We start from the raw sequence: 17255 nt of genomic DNA, 5'->3' as shown, positions 1-17255 counted from the left end.
AGTTTAAACAGATAAAGGAGCTCATTACGTGCCAAATACAGTATTAGTACTTAATCGTGAAACTATTAACAAGATGAAAACACATTACTCTGCCATTCTAAAAAACACCACGCCTCCAGGTGCAGTTTTTGCAGCAAAATCTACAGCATTTTCAGTTACCGCATATTCATCCGGCAAAGTCCTTTTCCAGGGCAAAGAAGCACAGACGGAAGCGTCAAAATGGGGAGACGCACCAGTGAATTCAACTTCTAAAAAAACCGCTAAGACTTCAGCCAAATCAGGCAATCTGCCACCGCTCATTGAAACATTGTCCATGATTGGTTCAGACGAAGTGGGAACAGGCGATTATTTTGGCCCGATCACAGTTGTGGCGTCCTATGTCAATCGGGATCAATTGGCACTGTTAAAAGAATATGGCGTGAAAGACTCAAAGCATTTAAAGGATCCTGCAATCATCGAAATTGCTAAAAAGTTACTGCATACAGTGCCTTACAGCCTGCTGACACTGCCCAATGAAAAATACAATGAACAGCAGGCCCGCGGCTGGTCGCAGGGGAAGATAAAAGCAGTGCTGCACAATCAGGCCATTAAACATTTGCTGAAAAAAATCGAACCCGAAAAGCCGGATGGCATTTTAATTGATCAATTCGCTGAAAAAGATATTTATTACCGCCATATAAAAGAACAGACAGACATTATAAGAGAGAATGTCTTTTTCAGCACGAAAGCTGAGAGCATCCACTTATCTGTGGCAGCCGCCTCTATCATTGCACGATATGCTTTTTTACGCGCTATGGATCAGCTCAGTGAAGATGCTGGATTTACATTGCCAAAAGGAGCAGGAGCAAAAGTGGATCTTGCCGCTGCAAAACTTCTTAAACAAAAAGGAGAAGCCGGACTTAACCATTTTGCAAAGCTGCATTTCGCCAATACCGGCAAAGCCAAACGTTTATAAGTGAACAGCTTTAAAACATATGATTGAAAGAGCCGTATGTCCGCATTCAAAATTTAATCAAGAAAATCCCGTCTGAAAAATGTCTTCAGACGGGATTTATATTTATAGGAATTATGCACATTATCTTTGCTGAATAATCTATCCCCGTAATTTTGCTGAGGCTTTTTCCTGAACGGCCTGCAGCACACGATCATGCGCTTTCACCACTTCTTCATCTGTCAGTGTTCTGGACGGATCCATATATACGAGTGAGAATGCAAGTGATTTCATGCCTTCTTCCAGTCTGTCTCCTTCGTATAAATCAAACAGCTTAACCGATTTAAGCAGCGTGCCGCCTGCATCCTTAATGATTCGCTCCAGTTCGCCGCCCAGTACTGAACTCTCAACTACCAAGGCAATATCACGAGTAATCGATGGATAGCGCGGAATCGCTTTGTAAGCTAACGCATCAGGCTGATAATTATAAATGGCTTCGAGTTTCACTTCAAATACATAGGTTTCCTTTAAATCCATTTCCTTTTCTTTAGAAGGATGAACCTGGCCTAAGAATCCAATCTTTTCGCCATTAAAGAAAATAGCAGCCGTACGTCCCGGGTGCAGCTGATCTTCTTTTCCTTTTTCATACCGTATACGATCAGAAATTCCTAACCGTTCCCATAGGGCATCTAAGATTCCTTTTAGCACGTAAAAATCGACTGGTTTCTTTTCTCCCTGCCACGCATGGAATTGCCAAAGACCTGTAATCGCTCCAGCCAAATGCTCATCTTCACGCGGGAGATCTGACCCTTGTTCATTTAAAAACACCGAACCCGATTCATAATAAGCAATTGAATCGTGCTGTCTGGCCAGATTATACGAGACACTCTCAAGCAGCTGAGGAACAATACTTAACCGCAAGTTACTGCGCTCTTCACTCATCGGCATTAACAGTTTTACCGGCTGACGCACATCTAAAGCAAATTCTTTGGCTTCTGCATCATTTGTCAGTGAATACGTGACGGCCTGCATCAGTCCTGCGCCTTCAAGCACCTGTCGAATAAGACGGCGTTTATTTTGTCTTGGGGACAGTCCGCCTGGATTCGTTTCATGAACAGGCAGCGTCATTGGAATATGATCATATCCGTATAAACGGGCTGCTTCTTCAATTAAATCTTCTTCAATTAACAGGTCTCCCCTGCGTGTTGGCGCAGAGACATGTATTGTGCCCTGATTTGCTGCTGCTTCAATCTGCAGTCTTCGGAACAAATCCAGTACTTCTTCTGCTGTTAATGACATGCCGAGAACACGATTAATTTTTTCAAGCGTAATTGAAATTTGTTTTTCCGACTTATCCATTTTATCGTGAGCTGCAGTTCCTGTTAAAACCTCTCCCTGCGCATACAGGGTAAGCAGCTGGGCAGCACGTTCAGCTGCCGGTTTAACACGATTTGGATCTACTCCTTTTTCGAACCTTGAGCTTGCCTCACTTCTTAGGCCATGGTCTTTGGATGCCTGACGGATTGCAGAAGGTGCAAAATAAGCGGATTCAATCAGTACTGAGGTGGTCGAATCGGTTACTTCACTGTTGGCTCCACCCATCACGCCGGCAATCGCTACAGGCTCTTCCCCGTTTGTAATCACAAGATGGTGGGATTTTAATTCCCGAACTGTATCATCCAGTGTTTCAATCTTCTCACCTTCATGTGCCAAACGAACAAGTATTTTATTTGTTTTTAATTTATCTAAATCAAATGCATGCAGAGGCTGACCATATTCAAGTAAAACATAGTTTGTTATATCAACGACATTGTTATGCGGCCGGATTCCAGAAGCAATCAGCCTGCTTTGCATCCACTGAGGAGATGGACCGATTTTAATATTGCGAATCACTTTAGCCAGATAAACCGGGTTTTGATCCTCCGCTTCCACTTCAACCGTAACGAGGCTTGAAGCCTCATCAGAATGCATTTTGTATTCAAGATCAGGAAGTTTGACCGGACGATCTAAAATCGCTCCTGCTTCATATGCTACACCAAGCATACTCATAGCATCAGCCCGGTTGGGAGTAAGTCCAAGCTCGAGGATTGAGTCATCCAGCGCAAGTGCTTGTAAAGCATCTTCCCCAACAATCGCATCCTTGGGGAAATTGAAAATACCTTCAGAAAACTCTTTAGGAACAAGCTTGCCTTCAATTCCAAGTTCCTGAAGTGAACAAATCATGCCATTAGATGCTTCGCCGCGAAGCTTCGCTTTCTTTATTTTAAAATCCCCCGGCAGAACAGCACCTACTTTAGCCACTGCAACCTTTTGGCCTTTTCCTACGTTTGCTGCTCCACAAATAATCTGGACGGGTTCTTCCTCCCCCACATCCACTTTGCAAATATTCAATTTATCCGCTTCCGGATGTTTTTCACATGACAGCACATGTCCGATTACAACATTTTCGATGCCTTTTGACGGCACCTCCACACCTTCTACTTCAATTCCTGAACGTGTGATTTTTTCTGCCAGTTCATCTGGTGTAATATCTGATAAATCCACATAATCCTCAAGCCATTTATATGATACAAACATGTCATTACCTCCTTTTAGTTAAATTCCGCACGGCCAAATTGTGTTAAGAAACGATAGTCGTTTGTATAGTAGTGGCGGATATCATCGATTCCGTATTTCAGCATCGCAATTCGTTCAGGTCCCATTCCAAAAGCAAAACCGGTGTACTTTTCAGAATCAAATCCTGCCATTTCAAGTACATTCGGATGAACCATACCAGCTCCGAGAATTTCAATCCATCCTGTGCCTTTACATACGCTGCAGCCCTTGCCGCCGCATATCTTACATGAAATATCCATCTCCACAGATGGTTCTGTAAACGGAAAGAAACTTGGACGCAGACGAATTTCACGTTCTTCTCCAAATAATTTTTTAGCGAACAAATTCAAGGTTCCTTTTAAATCACTCATCCTGATATTTTCATCAACGACAAGCCCTTCAATCTGCATAAATTGATGCGAGTGAGTCGCATCATCATTATCACGTCTGTACACTTTACCAGGGCAAATAATTTTTACAGGCCCCTTACCCCCGTGGCGCTCCATCGTTCTTGCCTGGACAGGCGATGTATGAGTACGGAGCAGGATATCCTCTGTGATATAAAATGAATCCTGCATATCCCTTGCAGGGTGGCCTTTGGGCAGATTAAGTGCTTCGAAATTATAATAATCTTTTTCCACTTCCGGCCCTTCTTCAATTTTGTATCCCATTGAAATAAACAAGTCTTCAATTTCTTCAATCACACTCGTTAGCGGATGGTGTGTTCCCACTTTAACAGGAAGTCCAGGCAGCGTTACATCAATGGTTTCCTGCTCTAATTTCTTTTCAATAGCAGCTGCTTCAAGTGCCTGCTGCTTGGATTCAATGGCACTTGCAATGGAATCACGAACCTCATTGGCTAGAGCGCCCATTTTCGGACGTTCCTCAGCTGAAAGCTTTCCCATCCCTTTTAATACTTCCGTAATCGGACCTTTTTTACCAAGATAAGCAACCCGAACTTCATTTAATTCTTTTAGTTCTGTTGATTGTTTAACTTTTTCCGACGCTTCCTGATGAAGCTGTTTTAATTTCTCTTCCATATCATGATTCCTCCTTTTAATGATTCGTTTAAGTGTTTAGGTTTGTTAAATTTTTTGTATACCGTTGAGTCTTCTGGGGAAATCAACAGTCACGTTTAACAAAGCCAACAAGTAAAAAAGAACGCAAAAAAGCACTTCCCCCCTAAAGGTTAGGGACGAAGCGCTTTGAATTCCGTGGTACCACCCTAGTTAGCATAAAAATCTGCTCACTCATCATTGGATAACGGCCATTCGCAGCCGGAGCATCTTTACACAAAAGCTTGTGGTCCCGATGTCAACTCAGGAGGTGAACTTCACTCAAGTCTTCCATAAGCGCCCTTTCAGTCTGGGGGCAGCTCTCTCTAAATGGTCATACCTGGCTACTTTTCTCCGTCAGTGTTTTTAATATTAATTCGTTATTAGTATAAACTACTTTAGGCATGTTTCAAACCCTTTTATTGCAATTGTCCTCTTAAATGGTATAACAGCACACCTGAGGCGACGGCAACATTTAGTGACTCGCTTTTACCAAAGAGAGGAATAAACAAATTTTGTTCCGTTTGCTCAAGCCATTCCTGTTTAACGCCTGATCCTTCATTTCCCATTATTAATGCAAAAGGAGCTCCCGGTTCAATTGATGTATAGGATCTGCCCCCTTCTAAAGAGGTCCCGTAAACGGCAATCTCACGCTTTTTCACATCATCAATAACCGGCTGCAGATCCATTTTGATTATGGGCAGATGAAAATGACTTCCCTGGGCGGAACGCAGCACCTTTGCATTATAAGGATCAGCAGAACCTTTTCCTAAAATAACTGCATCCATTCCAGCAGCATCTGCGGTACGAATCATTGTACCGATATTCCCTGGATCCTGAACGGAATCTATGAGCAAAATGCGCTGTGCCCCCAGTGATGGAAAGTCCTGCAACTCCTGTTTACATACCGCAAATACACCCTGTGTATGCTCAGTTTCCGCAATAGCCTGCGCTATTTCATCGGTAACCGTCGTTATGTCAATCGTGTCAATGTAAAAATGGGCTGGAAGTTCCGTTCCCTCACGGACAATGATTTCCTGTACCTCAGCCCGGGATTTGAGTGCTTCCTCCACTAAATGAAAACCCTCAACTAAAAATAACCCTGATTGATCGCGTCCTTTTTTTGTGGAAAGTTTTTTCCATGCTTTCACATGCGGATTTTGTAATGATTGCAAAAAATTCATTGTATTCCTTCTTTCATCTTCATTCGATTTCTTTATTATATACAAGCACCCAGGGATAAAAAAGGGCTTCACTGGAGAAAATAAAAAAGCTCTAATTTAAAAGGAGGTTTTAACCATGGATTTAAATATCCGAAAAACAGTTATTCATAACGTAAAGGATAATTCTCCCCAAGAACTAGAAGCAACCATTGTCGATTCAATTGAACGCCAGGAAGAGCATCTTCTTCCGGGTCTTGGTGTTTTGTTTGAGCTTATATGGAATAAAAGCTCAAAGGAAGACCGCGATCAAATGATTCAAACATTGGAAACAGGATTGCAGCATTAAAAATGAAGACAGCTGGCGAATAATCGTCAGCTGTCTTTGTTTTTCAGCTTAAGTAAGCTCTGTTGAATACCTTCAGCAGTAATCAACATCCACGTTATCAAGCCAATAAGATTAAACCTGTTCTCTTACGAAAAAATCAAAGCCCATCATGGTTGCTATTCCAAATATCAGCGACCATACTAAAATACTGATCGTAGACCAGATGAGGGTCCATCTTTTTTCAGCTCCCAGACTCATACCGATAAAAGCGGCGATATGGGTGCCGATTAATATCGGACCGAGCATGGCCAATCCAGGCAGGCCATATTTATTCCAAATGCGTGCAGCCCTCTGCTGCCGTTTATTTTTAGGTTTTTCGCCCTTTGCCTTTTTCGCAAAGTATTCCTTCACCCGCTCAAACATTACAACAAGCAACGCAACTGTGAGCATATTCCCTAGAAACGCGATAAGGATGACCAGGAACGGGGAATGTCCTCTTACGATTCCAAGCGGGATAACAAGAGCAATTTCAAGCCAGGGGGTTGCCGCAGCAAGAAAAATTAATACATATTCAAAAATAATCATTTTTGGTATCTCCTTCCAAAAAAAGACTCTATCTCATCATACCAATTAGAGATAGAGCCGCACAATCAATTTATTCGAATGTAATGGAGTTTACTGTATCCCGGTCAAGTTTTTTAATAACCTCAACAATTAATTTTACAGCATTTTCATAATCATCCTTATGAATCATCGCTGCGTGAGAATGAATATAGCGTGATGCAACTGTAATAGCAATAGATGGAGCCCCATTAGCAGCTAAATGGATTGAACCGGCATCTGTGCCTCCGCCGGCAATGGCGTCAAATTGATAAGGAATGCCGTGCTCATCTGCAATATTCGTAATAAAATCCCGCAATCCTTTATGGCCGACCATTGATGCATCATACAAAATAATTTGCGGACCATCACCCATTTTTGAAGAAGCCTCTTTCGATGTAACGCCCGGAGTATCACCTGCGATTCCAACATCCACAGCTATTCCTATATCAGGCTTAATTACTGTGGCAGCCGTTCTCGCACCTCTCAGGCCGACTTCCTCCTGAACCGTACCAACTCCAAACACTTCATTTGGATGATCCACACCTTTAAGTGACCGGAATACATCGATTGCAATGGCACACCCAATTCGATTATCCCATGCCTTCGCAAGCAGCATCTTCTCATTATTCATTACTGTGAATTCAAAATAAGGAACTGCCATGTCACCCGGTGTAACCCCCCATTCTGCTGCTTCTTCCCTTGAAGAGGCACCGATATCAATAAACATATCTTTAATATCCACCGGTTTTTTGCGTGCTTCCGGAGGCAGGATATGAGGCGGCTTTGAACCGATAACACCTGTAATATCGCCTTTTTTTGTCACGATGGTTACACGCTGTGCCAGCATAACCTGAGACCACCATCCGCCGACGGTTTGAAACTTCAGGAATCCTTTATCATCAATCTGCGTAATCATAAACCCAACTTCGTCCAGGTGACCTGCGACCATTACCCTTGGTCCATCTTCTTTACCGATTTTTTTTGCAATCAAACTGCCGATCCCATCTGTCGTTGTTTCATCAGCAAATGGTGCTATGTATTTTTTCATGACTTCCCGCGGCTCACGTTCGTTACCCGGTATTCCTTTTGCATCCGTCAAATCCTTAAGCATCGTTAATTGTTCATTTAAATGTAAATTCGACAAAAATTTCGCCTCCCTAATATTGTTGCACTTAAAATTATACCATTGCCCCATTTCATTCACAAAACAAATTGAAAGTGGTTTCATTCCAAGTATTGAGGGGATCCGAAAATCTCTGTAACACTTCCGTGTTTTTAATATCCCTGCTTCTGACGGATCACATTTACTTCATTTTTTTCAATATATGCTTCAATAATTTCCTGTTCATTAAACCCCAGGTTCTTACCAATTGAAAGGTATTGATTCCAAAGAGCATTGTACGTTTCCTGTACAGGCGATTGAGCAAATACATGAATCGCTCCGTAAATTTGTTTAAACTGCAGAGATAAATCCTCTCCTGCTGATATTGCCGTCAGGTTATACCGAAGATTTTTCTCAAGACCGAGTGATAGCAGGAAGTGAACTCCATCTACGTATTCTTCTAAAATGATGGAGCGTTCTGAGGGCGCTTTATCGCTCCAAAACTTAAAACACCGTGTTTCATTAGCTAGTTCTCCCAGTTCAACAAATAACGCTACGACTTTTTTATCAAAGAGCGATTCTTTCTCTAAATCCTTTTCTTTTTCAATAAAAGTATCCAGCTCAAGCTGCATACGATACAATTTTTCCCAATCGAGCATGTTCCTCACGTCCTTTCAATTACTAGTGTATCAGATTTTTATTTTCCAGCATGACAGGTTATTTAATAAGGAGGAATACAATGAGAATAAGGTAAACGAGAAAAAAGAATGGCAGGCCAAATTTAAATGCAGGCCGTTTTGTTTTATGACGGAATGTTTTCATCCCGAAGTAAGTGCCTGCTGCTCCTCCAAGAATGGTAATTCCCCATAAAGTATTTTCTGCAATCCTGTATTGATTTTTTTTCGCTCGTTCTTTGTCTGCCCTCATAGTAAAGAAGCCGATAATAGACATAATGCCAAGATAAATAAGAAAAATAAAATCAATCGGTATTCCATTCACTTTCCACGCCCCCTTTTATAAAAACAGCTTTGTAACTAGCAGCGGTTGATTTTCGCTGCAGAAGCTCAGCGACACGCTGGAATAATGAAAAAAGGCTGCCCCGCTAAGGACAGCCCAGATATAGCTTACTTGTTAAGTTGATCTTTCGCAGCATCAGCCAATTGAGCGAATGCTTTGTCGTCAGCAACTGCAAGTTCAGCAAGCATTTTACGGTTTACTTCGATACCAGCAAGCTTAAGTCCGTGCATTAAACGGCTGTATGAAAGACCATTTGTGCGGGCTGCTGCATTGATACGAGTGATCCATAGCTTACGGAAATCACGTTTCTTTTGGCGACGGTCACGGAAAGCATAGTTTCCTGACTTCATTACCTGTTGATTAGCTACTTTATAAAGAGTATGTTTTGAACCGTAATACCCTTTAGCGAGTTTAAGAACTCTTTTTCTACGTTTACGTGAAACGATTCCACCTTTAACACGTGGCATATTAATAACCTCCTAATAAATCGTTGTGCTTTTTTTAGTTTTAAATTAGATCATGTGCTTGATGCGTTTGTAATCGCCAGCTGAAACCGTTGAGCCTTTACGTAGTTTACGTTTAGCTTTTGTTGATTTGTTAGCGAAAAGGTGACTTGTGAACGCGCGTGAACGCTTAAGCTTTCCAGATCCTGTCTTTTTGAAACGCTTAGCTGATCCGCGGTGAGTTTTCATTTTTGGCATGAGTATTATCCTCCTTAAAACATTACTTTTCGTTCGTTGGTGCCAGCATGAGAAACATGCTTCGGCCATCCATTTTAGGCTTTGTTTCAACGGTGGAAACGTCTTTGCATGCTTCAGCAAAACGCTCAAGTACACGCTGTCCGATTTCCTTATGCGTAATTGCACGTCCGCGGAAGCGAATGGATGCTTTTACTTTATCTCCTTTTTCAAGGAACTTGCGGGCATTGCGAAGCTTTGTATTGAAATCATGTTCTTCGATGGTCGGGCTTAGGCGCACTTCCTTCAAATTAATGATTTTTTGATTTTTACGCGCTTCTTTGTCTTTCTTTTGCTGTTCGAATTTGAACTTGCCGTAGTCCATAATACGCGCTACTGGCGGTTTTGCATTCGGAGCAACAAGTACTACATCAAGGTTTACACGAGCTGCAATCTCCAAAGCTTCATTCTTGGATTTAATCCCAAGCTGTTCACCATTTTGATCGATCAGACGTACTTCACGTGCACGAATACCTTCGTTTAATAATGCATCTTTGCTAATAGTAATCCACCTCCGGATTGATGTCGCGAATACGATTTGGGTGTAAGTATCTGTGCAACCTTATCTAAATGATCACACAAAAAAAGCCGGAAACTTAATTGTCTCCCGCATCCAGTGTTTATCATACATACTTGTACAATACGATCACGTGTTACCTATTAGCAGCTGTCAAAAAGCGCCAATCAGGTGAGAAGCGGGTTGCCTCTACTTTTACCACAAAACTTGTATTCAATTCACTCTTGTAATTGTAATCTAATCACAAGGGCTTGTCAATCCCTTTTGGTTAATCAACATGTTTGATCATAACAGAAGAATCGGCGCCTTGCAACATCAATTTGTTTAAAACATTTAAAAAAGGAAATAAGGAAGCATAAGTATTATAAAAATATTGGAGGAATTTTTATGAACAGATGGTTGATATCATTAATAATTGCTGTCTCAATTGCTTTTATGACAGCTTGCAGCGGCGGGGAAGATGAAACAGTGTCAGAACCGGCTGCTTCAGCAGAGGAAAAACAAACAGAAACAGCAAACGGCGAATCGGATACTTCCCCATCTATTTCACTTAAAAAATTTGAGATGGAAGTTGATTACGAAGGTACTGAAAATGACTTTGAGGTTTCCTATATGGAAAAAGATACTGTTAAAGCCTTATATGAAGACCAGCGCAATATGCTGCTGCTTTCAGGTGACGAAGCATACCAGGAAATAGAACCTGTTTTAAGCTCTCTGGATATTAACGCTGAGACTTCTGATGAGGAAGTTATCAAAAGGGTTATGGAAGACTTTGAAGTAGAAGATGGTTTTCAATCCATTGAAATAGAAATTACCCATGAAGACGGAGCTGAAAAAGAATATGAGAAATAGTATTAAAAAAGCGACTGGATAATAAATCATCCAGTCGCTTTTTATATTATTTTTTTTGAGCTTCGTTTGTTAACATAGAACTAAAAGCATCAAGTGAAATAGTTTCGGAACTTTGTTCACTGTATTTGCGAACGTTGACTTCTCCATTTTCCATTTCCTGATCTCCCACAACAAGCATATAAGGAATCTTCTTCATTTGTGCTTCCCTAATTTTGTAGCCCATCTTTTCATCGCGTAAATCTAATTCAACTCTCGCTCCATTTAAACGAAGTTCATCTTGAACTTTTTTAGCATAATCCAGGTGAACATTTGGTGAAACGGGAATGACTTGTACCTGAACAGGAGCAAGCCAAGTCGGAAGAGCTCCTTTATATTCTTCAATTAGAAATGCGACAAATCGTTCCATTGTGGAAACCACACCACGGTGGATGACAACCGGACGATGCTGTTTGCCGTCTTCTCCAATATAGTTAAGATCGAAGCGCTCAGGCAATAAGAAATCCAGCTGAACCGTTGACAGCGTTTCTTCCTTGCCAATTGCCGTTTTCACCTGCACATCCAATTTCGGACCGTAAAATGCTGCTTCACCGTCCGCTTCAAAGTAGTCATGGCCCATCTCATCCATCGCCTCTTTGAGCATTGCCTGCGCTTTGTTCCACATCGCATCATCATCAAAATATTTTTCAGTATCCTCTGGGTCCCGATAAGATAAACGGAATTTATAATCGTTCAGCCCAAAGTCTTTATATACCTCTTCAATTAATCGAACGACACGCTGGAACTCTTCTTTAATTTGATCAGGCCGTGCGAAGATATGGGCATCGTTTAATGTCATCGCTCTCACCCGCTGAAGTCCGGACAGCGCGCCTGACATTTCATAACGGTGCATTAAGCCAAGCTCAGCTATGCGGATCGGAAGCTCACGGTAGCTGTGAATATCCTGCTTATACACCATCATATGATGGGGACAGTTCATTGGGCGAAGGACAAGTGTTTCGTTATCCATTTCCATTGGAGGGAACATGCCTTCTTCATAATGATCCCAGTGACCGCTTGTTTTATAAAGATCTGCACTTCCAAGCACCGGAGTATAGACATGGTCATAGCCGAGTGCAATTTCTTTATCCACAATATAACGCTCGATTGTGCGGCGGATTGTAGCTCCTTTAGGAAGCCACAGCGGCAACCCCTGGCCGACAAGCTGAGAACTTGTAAACAAGTCAAGCTCTTTCCCTATCTTGCGGTGGTCGCGCTCCTTAGCTTCTTCAATCATTTTCAGATGATGATCAAGATCTTCTTTTTTGAAAAAAGCTGTTCCATATATTCGCTGAAGCATTTTATTATCACTGTTCCCTCTCCAATATGCCCCCGCTACGCTAAGCAGTTTAAATTCTTTAATATGTTTTGTGGAGGGAACATGGATGCCCCTGCAAAGGTCGAAGAATTCACTTTGCTTATAGATTGTTACCTTTTCATCTTCTGGAATGGCATCGATCAGTTCAAGTTTATATTCATCATCAATTTCTTTAAATCGGCTAATCGCTTCGTCTCTGCTTACCTCTTGTCGTTCGACATCAATATTATCACTGACAATTTTCTTCATTTCCTTTTCAATTCTCGGAAGATCCTCAGTGGAAATAGAAGATTCTGTATCAATATCATAGTAGAAGCCGCCTTCAATTACCGGACCCACACCAAGTTTGGCATCGGGATACAAGCGTTTGATCGCCTGCGCTAAAAGATGGGCTGTGCTGTGGCGCATGATTTCCAATGATTCCTCATTATCCGGTGTAAGAATCTCAACAGCTCCGTCATTTTCAATTGGTGTCCGAAGATCGATGACCGTGCCATCCAGCTTTCCGGCAATCGCTTTTTTCTTAAGTCCTGAAGAGATAGAAGAAGCAATTTTCTCGATTGATGTTCCTTTTGGATACTCTTTTGAATTACCATCCGGGAAAGTAATTTGAATAACGTCTGACATTTCATTCACTCCTTCTTAGTTTAAATCATCTTTTTAAATACAAAGCACTTTGAAATGCTGAAGGTGCCAGACTCCTGCAGTATGCAGCGGGAAAGCGAGTGCCATCGTGCTGCAATAAAAGCCCCGTTTACCAAAGCCAAACACAAAAAAGCCCCATCCCTGGAAAGGGACGAGGCTTGGTAAGCAAACTCGTGGTTCCACCCTTCTTTCTGATCAAAAAAACGGTCAGAATCTCTGGTTCAGCTAACGGGCTGCGTCCGGTATGAACTACTGTTACTTCGCTCATACAGTTCAAAGGGGGTAAAGTCATCATTCGTGATAAAGGGCTTTCAGCCGCCGGCCCTTTTCTCTGAGATCCGTAATAATGATTCATATCCTTATCAAAACTGTTGATTTTATTGTATTAAAAAGTGATTGGTTAGGTGTCATTTTAGATGATTCAGATTGCAAAAGCAAGTTAATTTAGTTAAAAATTAATTTCTGCGGTTTTTCCCTTCCATATGAACTGGAATTGTTAAGTGTTTAATTCGTTCCATGATGCGGGCAGCCTTAATCGGTTCTTCTTCCCCGCGCTGGGAATAGGTTAAATGATGCTCAAGTCCCTTATAATCAAAATTGGAGGTAAAGAAGGTCGGGAGCTCTTCTGCCATACGATATTGTAAAATGGTTCCCAGCACTTCATCACGAGCCCAGCTTGATAAGGATTCAGCTCCAATGTCATCGAGCATGAGAATGGACGATTTCTTTACGGCCTCCATTTTGCTTGTGAATGATTGGTCGCCAATTGACTGCTTCATTTCCCTTAAAAACTCAGGAAAATACAAGATAAAACTTGCCCGGTTATTTTTCTTTAACTCATTTGCAATAGCTCCAAGAATATAACTTTTGCCGACTCCAAAATCTCCATATATAAATAATCCCTTAAAATGATCTTTATCATGAATTAAGCGGTCGACAATTTCATCCGCCATTTCATGGACATGGATGCGGTGGTCGCTGTCTAATTCCACATCATCCAGCGTTGCGCGCAGAACATCTTTCGGCACATACATACTCTGAATCAGTGTTTCTGTACGTCGCTGTTCCTCATGGGCTATTTTGCGCGGGCACCGATGGTATTCCAAGTCAATCAGACCGCTCTGGATTATGATTTTGGGCTCATAGCCGCCCATTGTGTTAATGCATTGCTCAAGACTAGGGCAGCTTTTGCAGGCACTGGAACGATTGATGAATTCATATAGCTTGATCATTCCCTGATCAAGTGCATTTGGGGCCAGCTCTTCCTTATGCTGTTCGAAAAACTGCTGCACTTCTGTATTGCTTACTATTTCTTTTTTCATTGCATTATACCGTTCCTGAAATCGATCCGACCCAGCCAATTGCTTGATCGTGCGGTTAATAGGATCCATTATTTTCACCTGCCTCACGCTTCTTTAGCCGACGTTTTTCCAAATACCGGCGTTTCTTCTCTTCAAATTCAGCATCCTCTGGCGTTTTTGTTTTTTCTGAAGGCAATTTACTGCTGTCATTCTCTTTATCAGCTTCTTGTCGGGCTTTAAACCAATCTGGCAGTTTTTCTTTTCGAATGGTTTTATTGCTTTTGCGTTTTTTTGTGCCGTTTTTTGTTTCTTCTTTCCATTCCATGTATTTCTTGTACTCCGTTTTTGCCAGCTCCATAGCAGACTCAACTGTAGAGATTTCAGACCTTACCCAATGGTTCGCAATTTGCTCGACAAATCCTTTAGTCAGCTTCATATCAGTCCGAATAAGCACAAACTGCAGGAGTACGTTCACCACACCGGACGGTAGATTCTTCTGGTAAAGCAAATCTTCTATCAGGGCCAATTCTGACTTAGAAGGCTCAACCCCATTTGATGCATCTTTCAGCACCTGCACTGGTGAAGCCTGTTCTAAATAGTAAATTAAGTCTGACTCATTTCCCTGTCCCAGTCCGGAAGGCTGCTCTATTTTATCTGCTTCATTTGTGACAGACTTCAGTTTGGGCAGCGTCTGACTCTGATGAAGCTGATAAAAATCCCTGGCTGCTTTTCGCAGTGATTCAATGTCAATTTCATTTTCTTCATTCACTGCACTCATAATAACGCTTTTCATTTCTATTTCGTTTAATCCATAAAGTGCTGCGAGCTTTGCAATCATACTTTTCACGGGATAGGTGATGGCTTTTCTCGGAACCATCATTTCTGAAAGGCCCGCTAGCAGCAAATGAAAGTCAAATGAAGCAAAATCTGTGTCGATTCCACTATTGACTGATTCAAACAGGACCATTTCGTTCTTTTCCCTGTCTTGAGTCAGTTCCGGAACTCTTTTAATCAATGCTTCTGATGCGTAGACATCCTGGAATGATCGCGTGATTTCCCGGTATGAAGTTAAATCTTCAAACGGCACAACAAAATGCTGCTTTAAGCGCTGAAACTGGCTGTTGCCAACCTGCCTGTAAAGGAAAACACTTAACATGGGATCCTCAAAAAATTCATTCGGTTTTAAAGGAGGCTGAAGCTGATAAAGAAATTCTTTTTTATCTCCGCCTTTAACAAACGTTTTTAACAGACCCATCCCTTCAAGATGAATGCGTGCTTCAAAAATAGATTCAATTGAAGCCGACAGCATACTAAGAAGCGTAGCATGATTGACCGGTGCGCTTTCAAGCTGGTTGCGCTGCACTTCTTCCCACAACAGTGAATATAAGCTGATGGAAGCTGCTCCAACCAGCGGCTGGTACAAAAGCTGCAGAATGGATCGATCGCTTTCATGCAGCATACCGTTCAACTGAACGCGATATTCATCTGTTGGCTGAACTTCTCTCCACATGTTTGTCATGGTTTTAACCGGTCCTTCCCTTTTGTAAACAATAGACAAAAAAAGAGCTAAGGGTTACTTTACGCACCCTTATGCTCGTTCTTTATTCATCAGTTCTTTTAATTCTTCTATAAATACATTGATATCTTTAAACTGACGGTACACAGACGCAAATCGCACATAGGCCACTTCATCAACCTTTGTTAAACGATCCATTACCATTTCGCCGATATCGACAGAAGGTGTCTCTGAAACACCCTGATTTCTAAGTTCCCTCTCAATGGATGAAGCGACTTTTTCCAGTTCTTCAAACGGAACAGGACGTTTTTCACACGCCTTAATCAGCCCGCGCAAAATTTTCTCGCGGCTGAATTCTTCACGAATTCCATCTTTTTTAACGACAATTAAAGGAATTTCCTCCACTTTTTCAAATGTAGTGAAGCGGTATTGGCAAGATTCGCATTCTCTTCTCCTGCGAATCGCTTTTCCCTCATCAATTTGTCTGGAATCAATGACTCTTGTCGTACTTTCATGACACGACGGGCATTTCATAAAACCAGCTCCACAACGTGATTATTTCCTTCTATCATAATAAAAATCGCCCTAAAGTACAAGGTAGTATCAGCGGTCTGCCTTGCGAAGCTGCTGGCCCAGCGCTTTATAACAGGAAAGAATTTCTTGTTTAAGCCGCGGGTATGCTCCTCCGACAATCGTTTGATCGCTCGATGCTTTAATGTCCACTGCAGTATGTAAAGGTCTTACGCTGACAATTGTTGCAATGATGAACATAGATGGCCTGCTGGTTTTTTGAACCATTATTTCCCCATGTTCTTTTGACTCGGAAGTGATTGTGTACTGTGGTGAGGAATAATATTTTCTTACCTCAGTAAAAACTTTGTCTAAGGATGATTTATAATAGTTTGTCTGTAAATCCTCTTCCCTATGCTGGTCCGATGTTTCACATTCTGAACTGAACCGTTTAAATACTCCACGTAATCCTGCCAATCCAATCTCCTCCTGAATAACTCTGATCAATTTGATACTATTCATTCTATCAATATTTATGGAAAAGAACAAAAGCAATTAGGTGGAGTTTCGACATTTTGCTGCATATAAAAAAAGAGACGCACAAGGCATCTCTTTTAAAGGACACGATCAGACTGCGCTGACAGTTGGCTGACCTACTCTTACCGGGCCCATGCCGCGGGGAACTTCAATCGTTTCCTGCGTTTTTGCTCCGAGTGATTCCGCAATATAATTAGCTGCGATTTTTGGATCTAAATCGCCGCATGTATAAACGTCTATGCTGGCATAGCCGTGTTCTGGAAAACTATGAATGGTAAGATGTGATTCAGATATGATCACAACACCGCTAACACCCTGGGGAGCAAATTTGTGAAAAGCTACTTCCCGTACTTCTGCACCCGTTTTTAGTGCTGCATCTACAAATACTTGTTCAATTAAATCCATGCTGTTCAACTTATCGAAGTCACAGCCCCAAAGTTCTGCAATTACATGACGACCCATTGTTTCCATGATCGTTCCCCCTTAATGTAAATT

19 protein-coding genes and 1 other annotated feature are annotated in these 17255 nt (G+C 41.7%); of the genes, 3 read left to right on the top strand and 16 right to left on the bottom strand.

The features are described 5' to 3' along the window. Positions 1-28: 28 nt before the first annotated feature. The gene (rnhC, locus tag E2R51_RS01205; protein WP_133375203.1) at positions 29-955 is read left to right on the top strand and encodes a ribonuclease HIII; all 927 of its coding nucleotides are present in this window, start codon (positions 29-31) and stop codon (positions 953-955) included. Positions 956-1093: 138 nt separating this feature from the next. Here the strand turns inward: rnhC and pheT are convergent, their stop codons facing one another. The 3 genes from pheT to E2R51_RS01190 all read right to left on the bottom strand — a co-directional run bounded on the left by pheT (position 1094) and on the right by E2R51_RS01190 (position 5765). Then, the gene (gene pheT / locus E2R51_RS01200) at positions 1094-3508 is read right to left on the bottom strand and encodes a phenylalanine--tRNA ligase subunit beta (RefSeq protein ID WP_133375202.1); all 2415 of its coding nucleotides are present in this window, start codon (positions 3506-3508) and stop codon (positions 1094-1096) included. A 14-nt stretch (positions 3509-3522) separates the two neighbouring features. Beyond that, on the bottom strand, positions 3523-4566 hold the full coding sequence (pheS, locus tag E2R51_RS01195; RefSeq protein WP_133375201.1) for a phenylalanine--tRNA ligase subunit alpha: 1044 nt from the start codon (positions 4564-4566) through the stop codon (positions 3523-3525). A gap of 434 nt (positions 4567-5000) precedes the next feature. Next, complete coding sequence (locus E2R51_RS01190; protein ID WP_133375200.1) at positions 5001-5765, bottom strand: TrmH family RNA methyltransferase; 765 nt, start codon at positions 5763-5765, stop codon at positions 5001-5003. A 115-nt stretch (positions 5766-5880) separates the two neighbouring features. On the opposite strand from E2R51_RS01190, the gene sspI reads away from it, so the two are divergent. Continuing rightward, the gene (gene sspI, locus E2R51_RS01185; protein WP_133375199.1) at positions 5881-6090 is read left to right on the top strand and encodes a small acid-soluble spore protein SspI; all 210 of its coding nucleotides are present in this window, start codon (positions 5881-5883) and stop codon (positions 6088-6090) included. A 111-nt stretch (positions 6091-6201) separates the two neighbouring features. Here sspI and E2R51_RS01180 read toward each other — a convergent pair whose 3' ends face one another. From E2R51_RS01180 to infC, 7 genes are all read right to left on the bottom strand, one after another. Next, positions 6202-6654, bottom strand: a complete 453-nt coding sequence (locus E2R51_RS01180) for a small multi-drug export protein (RefSeq protein WP_133375198.1) — start codon at positions 6652-6654, stop codon at positions 6202-6204. Positions 6655-6724: 70 nt separating this feature from the next. Continuing rightward, the gene (locus E2R51_RS01175) at positions 6725-7783 is read right to left on the bottom strand and encodes a M42 family metallopeptidase (RefSeq protein ID WP_240732975.1); all 1059 of its coding nucleotides are present in this window, start codon (positions 7781-7783) and stop codon (positions 6725-6727) included. Positions 7784-7947: 164 nt separating this feature from the next. Further along, the gene (locus tag E2R51_RS01170) at positions 7948-8433 is read right to left on the bottom strand and encodes a dUTP diphosphatase (RefSeq protein ID WP_133375196.1); all 486 of its coding nucleotides are present in this window, start codon (positions 8431-8433) and stop codon (positions 7948-7950) included. Positions 8434-8491: 58 nt separating this feature from the next. Then, on the bottom strand, positions 8492-8773 hold the full coding sequence (locus E2R51_RS01165) for a DUF1294 domain-containing protein (RefSeq protein WP_240732934.1): 282 nt from the start codon (positions 8771-8773) through the stop codon (positions 8492-8494). Positions 8774-8898: 125 nt separating this feature from the next. Beyond that, on the bottom strand, positions 8899-9258 hold the full coding sequence (rplT, locus tag E2R51_RS01160; RefSeq protein ID WP_133375195.1) for a 50S ribosomal protein L20: 360 nt from the start codon (positions 9256-9258) through the stop codon (positions 8899-8901). 45 nt (positions 9259-9303) lie between these two features. Next, a complete protein-coding gene (gene rpmI / locus E2R51_RS01155; protein ID WP_133375194.1) occupies positions 9304-9492 on the bottom strand; it encodes a 50S ribosomal protein L35 in 189 nt (62 codons plus the stop codon). A gap of 22 nt (positions 9493-9514) precedes the next feature. Continuing rightward, complete coding sequence (infC, locus tag E2R51_RS01150; protein ID WP_240732974.1) at positions 9515-10030, bottom strand: translation initiation factor IF-3; 516 nt, start codon at positions 10028-10030, stop codon at positions 9515-9517. 402 nt (positions 10031-10432) lie between these two features. Here infC and E2R51_RS01145 point away from each other — a divergent pair, with 402 nt between their 5' ends. Beyond that, positions 10433-10897 carry a YusW family protein gene (locus tag E2R51_RS01145; RefSeq protein WP_133375192.1) on the top strand — a complete coding sequence of 155 codons (465 nt, stop codon included), beginning with the start codon at positions 10433-10435 and terminating at the stop codon, positions 10895-10897. Positions 10898-10943: 46 nt separating this feature from the next. Here E2R51_RS01145 and thrS read toward each other — a convergent pair whose 3' ends face one another. The 6 genes from thrS to speD form a co-directional block, all read right to left on the bottom strand. Next, positions 10944-12878 (bottom strand): threonine--tRNA ligase, encoded by a 1935-nt coding sequence (gene thrS / locus E2R51_RS01140; RefSeq protein ID WP_133375191.1) that lies wholly within the window; start codon positions 12876-12878, stop codon positions 10944-10946. Between the two features lie 162 nt (positions 12879-13040). Next, positions 13041-13271, bottom strand: a binding site (T-box leader). Between the two features lie 80 nt (positions 13272-13351). Then, complete coding sequence (dnaI, locus tag E2R51_RS01135) at positions 13352-14287, bottom strand: primosomal protein DnaI (protein ID WP_133375190.1); 936 nt, start codon at positions 14285-14287, stop codon at positions 13352-13354. Continuing rightward, complete coding sequence (locus E2R51_RS01130; RefSeq protein ID WP_133375189.1) at positions 14274-15716, bottom strand: replication initiation and membrane attachment family protein; 1443 nt, start codon at positions 15714-15716, stop codon at positions 14274-14276. The genes dnaI and E2R51_RS01130 overlap by 14 nt, the downstream gene beginning before the upstream one ends. A gap of 69 nt (positions 15717-15785) precedes the next feature. Further along, positions 15786-16247: a transcriptional regulator NrdR gene (gene nrdR / locus E2R51_RS01125; RefSeq protein WP_133375188.1), complete on the bottom strand. Its 462-nt coding sequence runs from the start codon at positions 16245-16247 to the stop codon at positions 15786-15788. Between the two features lie 69 nt (positions 16248-16316). Then, positions 16317-16700: a hypothetical protein gene (locus E2R51_RS01120; protein ID WP_133375187.1), complete on the bottom strand. Its 384-nt coding sequence runs from the start codon at positions 16698-16700 to the stop codon at positions 16317-16319. A gap of 150 nt (positions 16701-16850) precedes the next feature. Further along, positions 16851-17231: an adenosylmethionine decarboxylase gene (gene speD, locus E2R51_RS01115; protein ID WP_133375186.1), complete on the bottom strand. Its 381-nt coding sequence runs from the start codon at positions 17229-17231 to the stop codon at positions 16851-16853. Positions 17232-17255 lie beyond the last annotated feature (24 nt).

Origin of the sequence: Jeotgalibacillus sp. S-D1, from assembly GCF_004358665.1 — a bacterium.
Lineage (GTDB): Bacteria > Bacillota > Bacilli > Bacillales > Jeotgalibacillaceae > Jeotgalibacillus.
Note: the sequence above shows the minus strand (reverse complement) of the source record. Positions and strands in the feature narration are given on the sequence as shown.